The sequence below is a fragment of the Pseudoalteromonas sp. MSK9-3 genome (genome assembly GCF_003590335.1).
Classification (GTDB): domain Bacteria; phylum Pseudomonadota; class Gammaproteobacteria; order Enterobacterales; family Alteromonadaceae; genus Pseudoalteromonas.
Genome location: NZ_MIET01000032.1, coordinates 135,808 through 153,627, shown reverse-complemented (window position 1 = coordinate 153,627; position 17,820 = coordinate 135,808). Strand labels below are relative to the sequence as shown.

Here is a 17,820-nt window from a genome sequence, read left to right as displayed (position 1 = left end):
TAACCAAGCTTAATTACAGTAATCATCCACAAACGTTAAATCATTAACGTGTGCTGCTGCGTCCATTAAGTAGGTTGATACCGCCGTAGCCGGATTCACTGAGTAAATTTTTGCATTTTCACCCGCATTACGACCAGAAACATACAAGGTACCATCGTCGCCTATGGCTAAGCCTGCTGCCCAGTTGATACCGTGGTCGCCAATTTTATCAAGGCTCATGTCACCATCATCAATCGTATAAAGAGACTGGCCTGTTAAAACATATAATGTGTTGTTGTCAGCAGAGTAGGCTATGTCACCATGTTTAAAGTCGTCACCAGAAAAGGTCATTTTACCTAAAACTGTTTTCGCACCCGTTTGTAAATTAAAGTCGTACATGTACGTTTTACTGGTTGAACGTAGTGACTGGCCATCAGGTGTCACAGCTGAACGGTAAATTGGGTATGAGGTTGCATCGGCAGTTTCACTTTCGGTGTTGCTCGCCAAGTCTAGCGTCCACAGTTTAGAAGCTTTCGTGCTTTTATCTTGCTGTTCCATGAAATACAACACGCCATCTTTACTGGCAATGTTTGATGCGGTGTGAGAAACGCCAGTTAATTTACTATACGTGCCGTTATTAACGTCAAAGAAATACACATAGCCTTCTTGGTCTGAGCCAAAGTCGTTAATACCAAACAGCCCAGTTAAACAGGCGCGGTTCGCAATACCAGTAACTGATACATTATCGATGAAGCCACCGTAGGAGTCCGATGTACCAGTGCCGGTGAACTTTAGCTCTGTGGCTGCTGAACTGGCAGTCACATTAACAGATATATGCTGCCAACCTTTAGCTGTGCCGTTTAAACTCGCAACTTCTGCACCATCCCAATACACTTTTGCTTGGTTTGTGTCACTGTTGTTGGCAACACGGGGAGAATAGTAAAAGCTTAAAGTATAGGTTTGGTTAGCCTGTGTAGACAAGGTTTGCATTACGCTATAGTTGGCCGTTGAGTCGAGTTCTATGTATTGGTTGCCTTCTTGCGGTGCAATGATCCCCAGGGTATTGGTTTGAATCTCAAACCGAGCACCATCACGTTGCCAGCCCGTCATGTTATCAAGTAGAGTCCATTTCTGAGAAACAACATCCTGTTCAAATGAACCATTCGCCACCAAATTATTCGCAAAAGCCGTATTAAGCGAAACAAGTGATGCCAAGCTCAAAGTAAGAAAAGATAGTTTCATATAAGACTCCAAAAGCAAGAAACTGTAAGATATAAAGCGTCAAAGTATAAATTTCTAATCTTATTGTCGTATTTTTTTATGTCATGGTCAATTAAACGACAAAAAAACGCACGATGATATTATTCCTATTTGTTGGAATAAACTATTTCTAATCCTTTCGGGTTATTTTTCTTTTGGTAATGATAACCAACCCGGTTTCTGTCCCCGGTTTAGCTTGGCTAAAACTGAAATCGCTTTTTCAATGGTGATACGTTGCTGCGCAATATCGACATAAACTTGTTGTGCGGTTTTCTTTCTTTTTACCGCAGCCCCCGCATCTAAAAATGACTCAATAACTTGAAGAATAAACGTGACCAGCTTTGAGCGGCGCGCCGTGTGTGTGTCATTGTCGATCACCGTATGCGCATGGGTTAGCTTTTCCTTTATATGGGTAATTTCAGCTTGGCTAAATTCATTTTGTGCGTGTGAGAGCGCCGCGATGCTAATTAATGCGTTATCAAGGTAGTCGGTTTCTAAGACACTAAATCGGTCTTGTTGGGCAAATTGCATCAAGAGCGCGCGAAATTCAGCCTGATTTATTTGCTTGTTTAAAAGCTTTTTACACAGCTGGTGGGTTTTTTGATATTTTTGCCACGCGTAAACATAATTTAACCCGGCCCCTTTTATGTTTTGCATACCCACAATAAGCTGATGTTGGTTGTGACAAGCGAGGTGGCTGATTTCAATAGTAAGCGCATCGGGTGTGATGTGCGGGTTATCAATCATGACACAGCGCTGACTAAACAATGTGATTAGCGGTTTCAATTCAGAAGCGGTGATTGTCTGTGTTTCTAGCTCGAATAAGGGTTGCAATAGTGTAAAGTGAGCAAAGCTGAGTATTAATAGATCAATTTGTCTTTGGTCATTATCGAGCTTATTAGCCAATGCATTTTTTAATGTATTACTGTTTTTTAAGTCATCATGAATCAGCGGATCGTCAGGGAAGGAGATATTGGCTTTGTCTAGCCACTCGGGTATGTCAGTTGCGATATTAAATTGTTTTATGAGGCGTTTTAAATCTGCATAGTCTTGGTTGCTGATTATACGCGCTATTCGTGCTTGTAATGCTTGTTCTAAATAGGCATAAAAACCATCAACGTTACTTCCGACGACCACGACATAATCAAAGCTCAAGTCTTCAATGACGATTTGCGCAAACACTTTAGAACGGGCCACCCTGTCATTGCGGTTATTAATGAGGGCAATGGTTTGAATATGAGGGAGGTCATTCATATCAAACAAACTCAAGCGTCGCCAATTTTCTAATGTGGCCAAGCGCTCATTGGCTGACATACTGTTAACGAAAGATTGTTTTATCGTGCCAATTGGTGCGGCATCAAAATGTTGTAATACGCCAATATCTGGAACAATACGCTCAGCTGTCTCTTTAAAAACAAAGTCTTTTTCAATGCCAATATATTGTGCCATTTTTACCACCAGCGCTATATTGTCAGGGTGCTCATCATATGGATAAAGCGCCCGTATATCGGGGGTAATTTGAAAGCCATCGCCCCAATGTACTTGAATTAATGTGGTGTCATTTTTTGCCGCCGCTTCATTGAGTATGGGCATCATGGTTTGCTCAGACGTAAACACCTGCGTATTTTCGCCAATAAATGCAGACATCTCACGTGCCACATCAATGCCTGTTGGGCCGAGTATGTCTTCGTGATCTGGGTAAGCGTTGGTGATGGTCGCAAAGTTGTCTTGCATCCAGCGGCGCAAAATTTTCACATATCTGGGTGTTAATCCCATACATTCCCATAAAAACACATCTGCTTTTACTGAGGTTGCAAACGCGAGGACATCGCTTTGCTCCCATATACTGGCTTTATCAAAAGGCCTAAATAGTGGGATCTCACATTGCTCACCAGAGCTTTTTGAATAAATCATCATGGCCTCGCAGCCGGTTGTTTTGGTAATAACTCGCAGTGCAAGGCTACTAAATAGTGCCGCTTTTAAACGTTCGGTGCCTGACTTTCCACGGGTGCCCCAGCCACCAATGCTGACAGGGATATGTTTACGATTGTTCATTATTTTACGACTAATAAAAATATGCCGCCCCCAAAAATACCCAATAAAGCCAACCACAAAGAACACCAGTTGAGAGAGTGTATTTTGATAAATCGAGTACAGATATTCTTTAAAGCTAAGCCAAATATTGAGTAACGGGGCTGATAAAGTGAGTCGTTCGAATAGCTTTTTAATTCCGGGTTCAACAGGAAAACTCGCACCAGCTAAACTGCCATATGCTTTAAATGTTAAAGTGAAGCCGAGGGTATTGAGGTGCTCAATAAAGCGTTGTTGTTCTAATTCATTCCCTTTTCTGAGCTTGTCTAAGGTTTTAAAGTGATAAGAGAGGTACCAGTAAGCTTTGGCACGTTGCCACAATGAGGTGGGTTTTGATATTTCTAAAAAGCCATCTGGCGTGTAGCTCTTTGCTGGGGCTGTCAGGTTGTCTTGGCTTAAAATAGACAGTAAATAGTCGAGTAATGGTAAATGTGGTCGCGCGCTAAGCTCAGATAAATGATAAAGAGGTTCGCCCGGTACATTGGTCTCGCTGATTTCTGCTACGGTACAGCTTGGCACATGTAATTCGGCATTCGGCTTTTTGGCTAGCACATGACTGAAGCTTTGCCTTTTGTCTGTACTAGGATGAAAAAACTCATGCCAAACACGCCAAACCCGTCGCCCCATTCTATATCCGATACGAATCGACCATGAATTACCACGGGTTTTGCCGTTAAAGGCATGTTGCTGCTGTGCTCGGTAGCTCAGAGCTCTGCCCAATGCTTCATGCGGTGTATCTGTGGGGAATTTAATCGCCACTCCAGCCGCAATTTGTGTATCTAGTTCTGCGATGAGTGTTTGTTGGTAAAAGCTCGAGAGTTGCTCTCTTGTGCGTGTAATAGAACGTTTAATGGCAATATCGTGCGATGCTAAGAGTGCGGTATTGAGCTGTTCTATAAATTGGTGAAAAATTGTATCCGGTTCATCACTCTCTAATTGCATATTCAGCATGATGCGGGCGCTTTGTTCCAACGCAATACGTTTAATAGCCATACTATCTGGGCCATCAATCACTTTGCACCAAAGTTCAAAAGACAGAAAACCTTCACAAAAGCGTGCTGCAGAGAGCTGCTTAATGATGGTAAACCTCACAGCATCGCAGCTTTCTTCAACAAAGCGCGTTTGTAACAGGTTTTTAGCTAATTGGTCTGAGAAATGATTGATTTGTTCAATGAGCGCTTGGCGTACTCGCGGGTACGGATGCTGAGCGCATTGAATGATTAAACGCTCATCTTGCACACTCAGTATGCTTTGACGACATAGCACTTTGGGTATTGCACTGAGAATGAAAAGTTGGTCATTGTCTTTTGCTTGATGGGGGTAACTATTAACCGACTCATCGAGCAACGCCCACATATGACTGCGAATAAAAGTCGGTCTTTGGTGAATTAAGATCTCTAAAATATCAATGGTGGCTAGGTAGGGCGTATTTGTATTTTCAAGTTGTTCAATGAGCTTTGCTATAAGTTCAGAGTCTAACTCTGGATCAACGTTGCATTCGTGAATTAAAGCGACTTGATTTACTAATGCTCTGATCATGCCATGGCGAACATGCGCATTCGGGCTGGCTTCTAGCAGCCGTAAAAAGAAGGGTTGTAAATCAAGTTTTTCCCAAGTTTGGGTTAATAATGCCTCGTTGCTTTTTAGATATCGCTTTGTAATAGCCCCCAGCTTTGAGATCAAAAATTTTAGGCTTTGCTCAATGTCTGCCACCTGGCTTTGATAGCGACTAATCACTGCGCCTTCATCAAACCAGCGAGAAAACGCGGCTTTATCTGCTTTTAGTTGTTCTGCTGTGGCACCGAGCTCTTCTGCGTAGTTGAGGACATGAAGTTCTTTTTCGGCATCGAAATCTGCTTTTGCTAACCGTTCTATGAAGTTTTTATATCCTGCTTCAAGGCTTTGTAAACTGACATGGAGCTGTTCAATTTTATGACGTAAAAAAGCAATAGTTTGCAGTTGTAACCAGTCAATTTGGTGTTCAGCCTCTGGTTTGTGTTTGATCAGCTCCCAATTGGCCAATTCATCTACCAAAGTTTGATACTTGTGATGGTACAAGTTTAACCAAAACTTTTCAGTATCAGCAAAGAGTAAGGTTTCAAGGTGTTGTTGTAATTTTTCAGTGGCCATAAATATCTTGTTCAGCAAAGTGTGAAAGCTGGAGTGACTTAAATAAAATCTCGTCGTGTGCAAATGGCGCAAAGCCGGTATTTTGTAAATTGCCTAAGTTGACTTCAAAACCAATGGCATGTTGATTATTAAACCAGTCTTGAGTCCAACTGAGCTTAACCCACCCCGCAGTGTTGTCACTAAAGTCATACAGTGTTTGCCAGCTTAATTGGGTTAAATACTGCCAAGTGTCATTAGGCCGATTCTCATCTTCGAACTTGTATATACTCTGTAGCTGAGCGCTGAATATTTGGCCTTGATAGTACTGATCAACCGTTGCGTTAAAATAGACATTATCAAATGATTGCCAATCTTGGTTAGCAATTCCTCCCATACCTAAGCTCACTTGGTTATCGACCCAAGGTTGATATCTATATTCATATTCAGCTTGCCAGCCATGCATATGATCTTGACGGTAGAACCCAAAAATACTGGGATTGATTTTTAAATCATCAAGGTACTCTTGTGTACTGACACTGGTGTAATAATAAAATGGTTGCCACCACCATTGATGCCGATGACTTTTATCATTACGCCAACTCTCTCCGATACGAAAACGTGCTAAGCCTGCATATTGGCTTTGTGATAGGGCACTACTATCTTGCCAACGATTAAACAAAGCAGCTTCAGTAAACCAATGGCTATTGTTGTCTTGCCAATTGTGAATGGCGTTGACTGCATAGGTGTCGTAATTGTGGTTATTTAATGAATAAGCCGCCTCAATTCGATACCAATGCTGCTTATTGTTATTACGCAAGCGAATACCAAAGTCTAAGCTATGGTTCGCTGGTAAGGGCTCGCTGGTTTCGAATATACCTGAGCGACCATAGCGCATAAACCCTTCTATGTGGGTTAAGTTGCCATCCATAGCCAACGTATTGTCTATAAACGTTTGTGCCATCGGTTGTTGTATTAACTTTGGCTGCTGGGCAATAAGAGGCGTAACGGGTGGTGACACTGAGAGTTTGTGGGTATTTGGTTTAAGTTGCCAACTAAATACGCGTGACAGTTTTGAGTGCGAGCTTGGTAAAACTAACTTTCCAGCCGGGTGAAAAATGACTTGCTCAGCACGCTGCATTTCATTAATAGTTTCAATTTTTAATACTTGGTCTTTTTGTAATTGCATTACCGTGGGTTGCTGTTGTGTCGCAAAATAAAATAACTGTTTAGTATCAAGGTCAATGTTTTGCCATTGGCCTTGCTGAAACACCATGATGCTGACATTGAGCAACTGAGACACATAAGGGTTTATCCAATTTAAACTAATGTGAGAGTGCGCTCTTTGATCTTCTGTTAATGCATACTCCACGGGGCTATGGGGGGTCACGGGCCAAACGACGTGTTGGTTTGCCACTTCGATCAACACATTGGCATACTGATTGGGTTGCAGCTCTGTTGGTGCAAACGTAAATTTGAGTTTAATTGGCAAAGCGTGAAGTTCGCTTACATCAAGGTGTAGAGTATGGTTCGCGCGTAATAATACGCCATCAAGTTGGATGTTTTTACTTGAGTGGCGGCTAATCTGTTCGGCCAAACTGCGTTTCAAAATAGCGTCAGAATCTACTAATTGGGTCCCAGCATAATCACTGTAATCTTTACTCGCTTGCCAATGACCAAAATGCTCTACGCGGCTCATCAGCGTGGCGAGGTCCGCGGGTAACTTTTCATTCGCCATTCTAGCAAAGAGTGCAATGAATTCATGCTCAAGTAAGTGTTCATTCTCTAAGCGCCACAGTACATTGGTGAGTAGTGTTTGTAACGAAATAGAGGGGGTATTAATGAGTTCATTAAATGGTGTAGAAAATAAAAAGTCGACGGCGTCCGTGTGTGGTTGTGGTGTGTCTGTCTGGCTTTTGTGTAATGCTCTAATACTCACAAAGCTATCAGAATCACTATGTATGTAGATGGTTTGCCCTTTCTTTAGGTTAATAATACCCTCACTGGCAACTGAGAGACGAGCGCTGAGTGTCGGTATTTGGGCTGTTGAGGCGATGTCTGAATACAGCGGCATGATAGCCTGTTTTGTCCGAGTATCGATATGCAACCACTGTGTGCCACTTGTCGCAGATTCTTGCCAAAGAGCTCTGGCTCTAAATTGCAATTTGATATCGCTGGTGGCTTTTAATGTGACGCCTTTTCCTTTTGAAACGGAAAAGGCTTTATATTGGCTGGTTTCACCCAGAACGTTATCGGTCCCAAAGTGTGTGATTTGATAATGGTCTTTTTGTTGCGGCTGTGGATCCGTTAAGCTGCGGTAATTGCTGACTTGCAGCGGGGTTGGGTCTAACGACAAAACACCTTGTGAGTCGTGTACTGACCATAATGCAGCTAAATATTTTTGCTGTAACAAAAATTGCTGCTCAGAAATTGTGGTGCACTGCGCTAGCTCAGCGATAAATACTGCGCAGAGCCCTTGAAGTTGGTAGCTATTATTATTGTTTTGATAAAGCGTTATTAATTGTGTAGCTGCAAATACTCTCAAACGAGGGTCAAAAGATTGTAATAAACCCTCTAAATAGCTTTGCGCTAGGCGCTGCTGATTTAAGCGTTCTAATGCTTTGACTCTTAGCTGCCAAGCATTTTTCTTAACGGCAAAATTAGGGCTCGACACCAGTTGTTTAAGAATAGGCAGGGCTTCAACAGGATTGCTGTTCAAATACTGTAATGCATTGCCGAGCAGGCGATGCTCATTTACGTGGTTGAGTTGTGAGTCACTCGTCAGTGATAGGCTCGGACTGCCTTCTATGTAAGGCGTGATGCTATTGAGGTACGCATTGGCAGTACGTTGGTTTAAGGTATTTAAGTGTGCATATAATGCGGGAACTTTTTCTTGTAAGGTGCCTTTTTGTACATAAAGTAATTCGTTATTGGGCAAGGGTAATAGGTCATCAACCTGTACAGCCAGTTCAATGGTTTTATTATCCGTTACAAAACGTATGGTATTTATATTAAACGCAAGTGGTAGCGTAATTTTAGTAAAGTGTTGGTTCGCTGTTAGCTGCACGGTAAATTGCTGCTCGGGGGTGATGGCTGTTAATCGCGTATCTTCAGAAGTTCGAGCTAACAGAGTGATATAATTTCTCACTCGGTTCAAATTTGCCCAATCAAAAGTCAGTGTTTCATTGAGCGTGTGTATCAATGCATCTTGTTTCAATGTGCTCGAATATAAACGGTTAAGTACTTTTCTTGGTGCTTGTTTTACAGTGACTGGCTTCACAACAGAGTGTGTTTTTACTGTCGAAGTGTGGGTTTTAGGCCATATAAACTTTTTCGTGCTGATGGTCCCAAGCAAGTCTTGGTGACGCCTTTTTTCAATAGGGTTCGCTTTGGCAAAATTAAAATTCAAAAAATCATCAAATTGAGCATCTATATAAACATGCGATAGCGTCTCGTTGAGGTTATTGATCCAGTATGGGTTAAACACACGCTCATGGTATTTTTGTGCGGCAGATGTATCGTTAATTCCTCGGTGCATTTGCTCTAATTTTATCAGTGTAGGACCATGACTTTTTACCGTCAAATAGCTGTCTTTTGGTACAGCAATGTAGTCGGTATTGGCAGTGCTGACCTTGTGCTGTATATATTCATTGGCTTGTTGATCACCAATATTAATAATACTGACAGGGTGCTGATTGATGTAAAGGCTCACACTGCCATTGTCTATTAAAGAGGTAAGGTCTTTTCTTACCGTGACTTTTAATTTTTTTGCCTCAGAGAAATACGTGGTAACTCGCTCGTTATGAGGTAGCTGATAGTAGGTTTCATGATCTTGCGCAAGCGTTAATCTGGTGGTGTTCAGTGGCAATTTAAGGCTGCGCCTAAACGCAGAAGCATGTGAATGGTATTGGCCTAACCAAACTTGATACTTATGCTGTGTTTCGCTGGGATTACGAAACTTGATGAGTTGATCCGTATGCATAACAGGCAATTGGCAGCGTGCTTTATGGCAAGTAAATTCTTGCAAGGTCATTTTTCGCATCATCAAGCGCGTCGGACCTTGCCACACTTCAACGGCTTTTAATAGCTTAGCGGGTATATCAAGCCATTGACCTTGGCTAACCAATGTAACCTGCTGAGCGTACGCATTGAGCCTAAGGTATTGTGAAGGCGTTGAAAGTTGCTGCGCGTTTGGTAGCTGTAACCAAATAGGTGCAGTTTTTAATGGTGTCGCAGAGCTGTGCGCTTGCAGAGCCCAAAATAAAACAAGTAGGCTTAAATAATACGGCTTAAACATGTCGTAAACTTTTTCAATAGTGATGATTCTTGACGTAACCGTGTTCGGGTCGGTTTGCTTAATTCTATATGGATAAATGAATGGGGCTGCAGACCAAGTTTATGGACAATATTTTTGGTACCTCCGAGTTCCTTTATTGATGTGCCATATAAAAATGTCGTTAAGCCTAATTGACTCAAACAGCTAGTAAGCTGTTGCCCAGTTAAATTAGAGGTTTTTCCTTGGCTGATAATAACATCTGCGGTTTTTCCCTGTTTAGTGCGGCGCTTTTTATTGCTGAAACCATGGATTTGAAACACTTTTGCATTGATATTATGGGTTTGATACGCAATTAATGCGGCATTGTGGATATTATAAGGTCGCTTTGAGAAGTCCATAGGGTAAGTATCAGGGCTTTTTACATAGCGTTGATGAGAATTACTCACCATGACTTGGCAAAGCGTATCGTAAATGAATTGGCCAATGGGTAAAGTGCCCATGTCGTAAAATTTATGAGGCACAGAGACAATACAGCGCTGGTTTAATGGGTTAAAAAAGACATGCCCACCGCCATCTTGCATTGTGGTAGCGCGCAATATCCATTGTTGACCTGACTGCTGAAGTTGCCACGGAGCAATGTCTGTGGGCGTTTTGAACCACGAGAGCATGTCTTTATACAGTGGTTGCGTATAGTGACTAAATGCACAGCTTGAGAATAAAATACTCATTAGGTAAAGACTAATTGGTTTCATATAACCACCATTTTGCTTGTTTTTGTTGTTCTGTTGTTTCTTCTAATACGCTGATCCAAATGTCTTGTTCTGCTTGTATCGTTAATTTTTCTAATACTTTTAAATCGTTATTAATCGGTACTGTCATTGAAGGATAGCTGAAAAGTGTGGTTTGGGCAGGGTGAAGTAAAAACCCTGAGTCTTTATTCGCATCGATTAACGCGTAGCGCTTTTGTAAAATGGTATATTCATCGGTGACTTGGGTCGACAATATGCCCTGCAAACTGGTATTAATCGTTACTGGGTCTGATTGTGCTTTATCTAAATAGGTTTTGATCACCACAGATTCGGGCCGTTCACTAAAGCGCAGCGTGAGAGGGGTTCCCTTTTTTAGTCGAAATAGGCGTTGCTTTGCCCATTCTCTATGGCTTCCAAGGTTTGTATAGAGTTGCGCATTCATGGCCTGACTTGTGATTTTTACGTTTTGAGCGAGTTGCTCAAGGGGGTATTCACTATAGAAAGGCGGCGTGTCAGAGATAATAACCAGACGAGATTTAGCTAACAGAGAAGCCTCAGGTAATATTATGTCTTTTAGGCTTGTGATGGCTGAAAAATGAAAATCTTTTGGTGGCTCAGCTGGTTGAAAGTATTTAGGCTCACTTTTTACTAACGCCGTATTGGAACGGGGGAGTATGGCTGTGAGATCAGTACCATAGTAATACGTTTGTTCAATGTCAGTCTCTGGGGGTGACTCGAATAAGCGCACATTTAACAGCCTTTGCTGTTCTGTGAAACTAAAATCATTTTCTGCTTGTTGTGAGAACCAAGCGCCTACCTCGGTAAAAATGCTCGAATCTATTTGGCAAAGCGTGTTACACAGTGCAACTTGATAATGAAATTGCTGATCTCGAGATTGTAGTTTTACACCTATAGCATGCTTGCTGTGAATGGATAAAAATGCACTGCCTTTTGGTATACGTAAATAAAACCGCTCTGCATCGGTTGTAATATTTCGCAGTGTGTCGGGGGTTATTACGCGGTCAAATAACGCGTGTTCGCCTTTAAGTTGTATTGTGTGGGTGGTGATAAGTTGTTTATCTTTGTTATATAAAGAAACAGAAACATGGCTGTTTGGTGCACCTCTAAATTGTAGATTAACATCGCTATTTGGGGTCACGAGATAATGTGCAGATAGGCTTTCATCAACTTGGTAATAATAGCTGTGTAATGGTGATACGGGCGTAGAATCGGCCAAAAACCAACTTGATTGCACGGATGTTGCTGATGTGATCACGATGAGCCCGGGTGCTACATCTGAAAACCGGTATGTATCCGCGAGTGCGAGTTTACTAAACGATAACGATTTTGGTGCTTGTTGTTGTTTTAAGTCGTACCAGGTAATGCTCACATCGTCACTATTGCCGATTATTCGTGCCGTAATATCACCCGGTTCATAGACCCTAAAAGACGCTGATAATCTGTCATCAGTGTAAAAGCTATCAAGGTCGAGTTGTTGTGCACCAAAGTCATAAGTGAGTACATGATAGGGTAATGTTTCATATAACGTATCGGCTTTGAAATCTATATCAGGTACTCCCTGAGGAGCCAGTTTAAGCCAATCAAAGGTAACAGCATTGTGTATTTCTTGGGTGGTGATCGCATTGACACCTATGGTGTGATACGCAATGGTGCGCTCACGCCATTCAACAGGGAGCTTGAGCCAAGCTCTGTTCATATCTTCGGTATCTGTGGGGGTTTTGGCATGGAGCCTGACAACGACGCCTTTTAAAGCTGGGTCTTCTGGGATCACACGTAATGCAATGCGGCTAGCATGTGTCAGTTGCTCGCTACTGATATAAAAAGACTGCCCAGAAGACACTGATAGTGCCGCTTTATTTTCAATGATCTGTTTAACTTGTTGCTGATCTGCATCTAGCGCTAGCTTAGATGCATGATGGTACACTTTACTGGTGAGTTCGACATTATTTTGGTCGAACAAGGTATATTCTATGGCGTAATTGATTGGCTTATCGAACGCGACTTTTTGAGCAAAAATCGCATTGGATAATACGCGCAAATTATAGGTTCTCGACGGAGAAAAATTATAAATTAGCGGCTTATCTTGCTGTAACCAGTGTACGTTAGAGCGTGTTTCTTTATCTGAGCGCTGTGCCATAGGTTCTGCTGATTGCAGCCATAAAGAAAAACGAACGCCAAACCATGCTATGGCAATAAGCACTAGCAGCCATGCGCTGATCCTCAGCAACCACTTAATGTAAAACATGCTTACCTCCTATTACGGCGGCTCGATACATGGCTTGGTCAATGAGCTTATTTCTGGTCGGTAAATACAGCGCTATCAGCGCATTATTTTTTTTGAATGCGATGGCTAGTTCATTTTCAGGCTTAAATCGTACGGCTTGTATGGTGCAGCGATTATCAACTTGGCAGTAATGTGTCAGGAGCGGCAAATGCTGCGATATAGCATATTCACTCGTTGTTTGGCGCAGCTGAGTCAGGTCGTCTTGGGGTAAGCTCACCCAATCATCAGGCCCCAGTGTGGCCAGGGTTAAGTCGGGTAATTGAGCGACCTCAGAAATCGCTAATAACCTTTGTAGGAGCGCTTGTTCAGAAATGGAAAAATGTTGTTTAAAGTCTGATGCAAGCCATAATGTTGCCAACTCGCTATTGGGCGCGAACAGCTGATAGCCGGTCTGCGGAGAGGTACCAAGTTCTAGACCTCGGGTTGCGACTTGTCCTGCGACCACTTGATGTTCTACACCGAGTTGCGTTAGAGATTTACGCAAATCTCGGAGTGTATGATTTTGTCTTGCATGAGGATGTGTAAATTGGAATGCAATGGCGCTGGGTCTAATGTGAGAAGGCGCACTATGGCTACGTATTTGTAAGTTCATAATGCCTTTGTCAAAGTCATGCCTTAATGCACTTTGATGCACAATGTTAAATAAAGATTTTACATTGGCAGGGGTCATGACATTGGAAGTTGGGTTCGCATAGGGGTGAGCGCCCGCCACAGACAGGACTTTGCCTTGCATATGGGCAAATAATTTAGCAGAAAACTTTAATGTATTACTTTCAAATAAAGGGCGAGGTACTTGCACATTTAACGACTCAGCTGGATTTAAATTGATAAAGTAAATGCCTTGACCCCGTTCAAAAAACTGCTGCTCTGGGATAGGAGAAAGCATAAGATAGCGACCTTGTTGAGAGTTCATTAAGGTCAGTTCATAGCCCACCATCTTTGCGATATTATTGATTTGGTTTAGTCGGTTTCTTATGTTGTCGTTAAGCACCCGCGTGTTTAACCCGTCAGTTAAAATGTAGAGCGGACGTAATATTTCAAACTCCCACAGTGCGGCCTCATTATTTGACAGTAATTGAAAATGGCCACTGCCTTTTGCACTGATGTGAGGAATATAGCGCTCAATGGCACTTTCTAATGACTCATTAGAGGTGCTGATGGGCGTTTGGTTTATTTGGCCATTGGCTAGCGCCACTTTTGACATTAAAGACGTATAATTGGCAGTGGTTAAAAACACTTCTAAGAACTGCCCTGCAAACTGTCCGCTCGGCAAACCAAACGCGCTAGCTAAACCAAACGCACTATTATTACAACTGAGTAATTCCCGCAACTCTTTTTGGCTAATCGCATTAGGCAGTTGGTTATATGCCCAAAGCTGACATTGATGCACGAACGGGCTGTTATTTAATACGCTTTGACTGCGGTTATTAATTTCTCTGACCTGCAGAATTTGTTCGGCATCGAGCGCATTAATAAACGCTTGGTAATATTTACTTTGTTGGCTAGAAGAACTGGCACTCAATGATTGAGTTTGTTGTGTACCAAAAAGCAACGAGCCACTTTCAAGATGCGAGAAAAGTAGACCCGCAGCATCACTTGCAAGGCGTTCTGAAGAGGGGTGGGGTATGGTTATTAAAAGCTCAGATGCGGGTTGTTTGGCCATGATAAATAAGCCTCGTAGCGAGAGCTTTCGAGCGTCTTGAATATAAATGTATTGCTCATCTTGGCGCAGTAAAAAATCGAGTTTCATAAGCATCGCTCGTACTTCTTTAAATACCTGAGGGCTTTGCCTATCTCTATTTAATACCCGTATTGCAGATTGAAACTGCTGTAACTGTTGACCTTGTTGATATTGGCTAATTTCAATTTGATTTTTTTGATCAGTATATAAATAGCTTTTGTATTCACTGATCATATGGGTAAGGCCACTCACCTCGTTTTGTGCTTGTAGCTCTTTTATGTGGGCAGAGCCAAATAATGAGGGGACAAACATAATGACGAAGCCAATGGCTATCGCGATAAACCCGCCTACAACGGATGTTTGAAATGTGGCACGAATAACCAAGCCTAATGCACTTTTTTGATATATTTTTAAGGCCAACAAAGTAGACAGCATGTAGCCAAATGCAAATGTGTCTGTCACTTTTAAACTGGGGTAATATTGGATCACGACATAATTGAGAATAAGCTTGTATATAAAGCCAATGTTAAAGAAAAAAAGTAATAAACGAGCTCCCTCAAAATTCGCATGACGCAAACGGGTAAAGTGTAATAGCGCACTGCCCATAATTAAAATAACGGCAGTTTCTGCAAATGACGTAATGAGTTTGCTCGGCTGCATTAATTGCAGAGCCAATAAAGCGGGCAGCATGATGCCATTAAATTCCCAGCCATATTTTATATTGGCGCGCGATGCGATAAAGGCAGTAATGACTAAAATGATGTAGGCTTTGGGGGCGGCGATGATAGATGCTGCAACCGCTTCATACATGATAGCTAAATTGGCGATACTGAAGTTGCTATACGGCATCAGCACAAAACGGACGATCAGGTAGGTCAGTAACAGCTGAATAAGCGTTACTTTTGTACCATAACGAAAGCCCCCATTCCACATGACATTGGCGGTAAGCGCGATGATCACAAGCCCTAAACTATAAAGCTGTGACGCATAATCAAAGGTAATATCCCATTGCGAAAATACACCGGCAATAGATGGCCAAAATAAGGTATCCATCGTGACTCGCACTAAGATACTTATCAAAATGATGGCAAAAAAGCGATCGCGGCCAAACATTTCAGCAAAGCCAAAGCGTTCCATTAGTGTTTTAGCAGAGAGTTTCATCACCACATAGACAATGACGGCTTCGATAAGAATAACAATGGCTGATGTAGGGCTAACGATAAAAAGGGGAACTAAGTACCCGGGTACGACTAAGCCTGTCAGCGGAAAACCAAAACGCAGGTTTAAAAAGCAAACCACCCCAATACCAACCCACACTGTGGTAATTACTGATTGTCCGAGGCCGCCTCCACTTGGGAATATATTTAATATCCACTCCATCAATCAGATATCCACTCAGACTGTTTTTGTATTTCTTGTTGTTGGGTCAAGGTAGATAATTGTGAAAGTAACAGGCTAGGGTCATCTAAATGCCCCACCAAGTCAGAGATATTAATAAACTCAAATAAAATACCGCCTACTTCAAAGGGGTCGCCAGCACTGTTTTTTATTTCAGATGCACCTAGAGTACGCACTGCGAGAATATAAACTTGCTCACCAAACACCACGGGCTGATAGAGTTCGCCTTTGTGCAGTGTGAGGTAGCGTAGTTTACCTTTGGCTATATCATGTTCTAGTTGGCCGACTTTCGACAGTAAGTCTAACGCTGTCATATCAAAAATGGCCAACCCTTGTTGGCGCGCCAAGCTTTCTAGCGCTTGATTGGTTTGGATCACTTGGCCAAATAAATTAAACAAAATGGTGGCTGAACCAACTTGGTTGAATACGTGTTCAAGTGTTGAAAGCTTTTGTTCCATTTCATTGATAGAGAGCTTAATTTTTTGACTCAAGGGTTTTTCTAAATTTAATGTAAGCGTGCGTGTGAGCACGTTATTGCTGGCACTATCTTCGGCACTAAAAATACGATAATGAAATAACAGTTCACCAATTTGGTTGGCGAAGCGGTTAACGTTTTTTAAAAAAGCAGCTTCATTAAAATGCTCACTTGCACTGACGGTCATCGCCCAAAAGCCTCGAATATCACCCGCATACATTAATGGAACAATATACTGGGTTTCTTCTTCGGTAATGTTGTCAAAGAAGGGGCGTGTGATGCTTACCGCACCAAACTGTTTTATGGCATCTGAATAAGGTGCGCGTTCATAGTCTCGACGCATTTCATGGATATTAGACAGTTGGCAATTGATCGCACGAATTTCATATAACCTATGGTCGCCCTCCTGACGGGCTAGGAAAATACTGCGGTCTAAATCGAGTTGCTGTTTAACTAATTCAATGATGGCATCCCATGGGTTGCTTTGTTCAACGAATGATTTAGGTAAATAGCGGCCAAGCATACGTTGATGTATGTTGTTAATAATTCTTTGTAGGTCGTCTTCTTCAACCCACTTTTTAGCAAAAAACATCCAGGCTAACGTGACTATGGTATAGGTTATTAGCTGCCCTACAGGGATCAATATATATAAATAGCGCAACACTAAGTAGGCACTCACTAGCCAAATGATATTGAGGCCACTGGCAATGGCTAAATCAGTATTGATGCTAAATTTTTGATACAGCACCACAAGTATTAAAATGACACCCAGTTGCACGGACAGTGATGGCCAACCATCAAAGAGGGTCACTAAGATATTTTGCTCAATGCTATGAGCCACATAGGCATGTAAATAAACCGGGTCTTGAAAACGACTGAGTTTTGGGGCCTTTAACGCCATCCCATAGCCATGGGAATGCTGGGTTAAAAAGACAATTTTATCTTCGATTTGCGCGTGTAATATGTCGCCAGAGAGTAATCGGCTGCTTTCAAACTTTGGTAACGCATGGGGCTGCAATGAAAAATTGACTAAGGCTTTGTCTGGTAACTGCTTAGACGGGAATATTATACGCCAAATATTATCACAGTCATTCACACTGAGGTTATCAAAGACAATATTGTAACCGACCCAACTGCTAACGGGGGGTAAGCATTGTTTCGTTTGCTTGTGCGGATATAAGACGGTATCGCTCTCATCACCGGTACTGTTTAAAATAGTATTAGAGAAAACAATAATCGCCTTAGGAGAGTGGCTGCGAATAGTTTCTATTAACGCGTTGTGCTCGCCTTGTAAATTGGCACTTTCAATGACCACAATATTGGTGTTTTGCTCTGATTGTACGGCATTTAAAAAATGGTAGATTGGCGCGTTCAATTTTTCTAAAACACCACTTAACTCCAGCGCGAGTAAACAAGCAACTAAACTGAGCATTAGCCAGAATGTTTTTTGACGCCGGATGATAAAGTATTGTTGTTTTATCGACATACTACTTCTCGCTC

The 17,820-nt window shown here is 42.1% G+C and carries 7 protein-coding genes; all 7 read right to left on the bottom strand.

The features are described 5' to 3' along the window. Positions 1-9: 9 nt before the first annotated feature. The 7 genes from BGP78_RS14770 to BGP78_RS14740 all read right to left on the bottom strand — a co-directional run bounded on the left by BGP78_RS14770 (position 10) and on the right by BGP78_RS14740 (position 17,806). Positions 10-1,221, bottom strand: a complete 1,212-nt coding sequence (locus tag BGP78_RS14770) for a DUF642 domain-containing protein (RefSeq protein ID WP_119862088.1) — start codon at positions 1,219-1,221, stop codon at positions 10-12. Positions 1,222-1,383: 162 nt separating this feature from the next. Then, entirely contained in the window at positions 1,384-5,460 is a 4,077-nt protein-coding gene (locus tag BGP78_RS14765) for a poly-gamma-glutamate synthase PgsB (RefSeq protein ID WP_119862087.1), read from the bottom strand. Beyond that, complete coding sequence (locus BGP78_RS14760; protein ID WP_119862086.1) at positions 5,450-9,733, bottom strand: hypothetical protein; 4,284 nt, start codon at positions 9,731-9,733, stop codon at positions 5,450-5,452. Before BGP78_RS14760 ends, BGP78_RS14765 begins: the two co-directional genes overlap by 11 nt. Next, the gene (locus tag BGP78_RS14755) at positions 9,712-10,464 is read right to left on the bottom strand and encodes a hypothetical protein (RefSeq protein WP_119862085.1); all 753 of its coding nucleotides are present in this window, start codon (positions 10,462-10,464) and stop codon (positions 9,712-9,714) included. Before BGP78_RS14755 ends, BGP78_RS14760 begins: the two co-directional genes overlap by 22 nt. After that, entirely contained in the window at positions 10,451-12,727 is a 2,277-nt protein-coding gene (locus tag BGP78_RS14750; protein ID WP_119862084.1) for a hypothetical protein, read from the bottom strand. Before BGP78_RS14750 ends, BGP78_RS14755 begins: the two co-directional genes overlap by 14 nt. Next, complete coding sequence (locus BGP78_RS14745; protein WP_119862083.1) at positions 12,714-15,827, bottom strand: poly-gamma-glutamate biosynthesis protein PgsC/CapC; 3,114 nt, start codon at positions 15,825-15,827, stop codon at positions 12,714-12,716. Before BGP78_RS14745 ends, BGP78_RS14750 begins: the two co-directional genes overlap by 14 nt. Continuing rightward, entirely contained in the window at positions 15,827-17,806 is a 1,980-nt protein-coding gene (locus tag BGP78_RS14740) for a hypothetical protein (protein WP_119862082.1), read from the bottom strand. Before BGP78_RS14740 ends, BGP78_RS14745 begins: the two co-directional genes overlap by 1 nt. Between the last annotated feature and the right edge of the window lie 14 nt (positions 17,807-17,820).

Coding starts and splice junctions, on each gene's coding strand:
- BGP78_RS14770 (WP_119862088.1), bottom strand. CDS start 1,221: ATGAAACTATCTTTTCTTACTTTGAGCTTGGCATCACTTGTTTCGCTT.
- BGP78_RS14765 (WP_119862087.1), bottom strand. CDS start 5,460: ATGGCCACTGAAAAATTACAACAACACCTTGAAACCTTACTCTTTGCT.
- BGP78_RS14760 (WP_119862086.1), bottom strand. CDS start 9,733: ATGTTTAAGCCGTATTATTTAAGCCTACTTGTTTTATTTTGGGCTCTG.
- BGP78_RS14755 (WP_119862085.1), bottom strand. CDS start 10,464: ATGAAACCAATTAGTCTTTACCTAATGAGTATTTTATTCTCAAGCTGT.
- BGP78_RS14750 (WP_119862084.1), bottom strand. CDS start 12,727: ATGTTTTACATTAAGTGGTTGCTGAGGATCAGCGCATGGCTGCTAGTG.
- BGP78_RS14745 (WP_119862083.1), bottom strand. CDS start 15,827: ATGGAGTGGATATTAAATATATTCCCAAGTGGAGGCGGCCTCGGACAA.
- BGP78_RS14740 (WP_119862082.1), bottom strand. CDS start 17,806: ATGTCGATAAAACAACAATACTTTATCATCCGGCGTCAAAAAACATTC.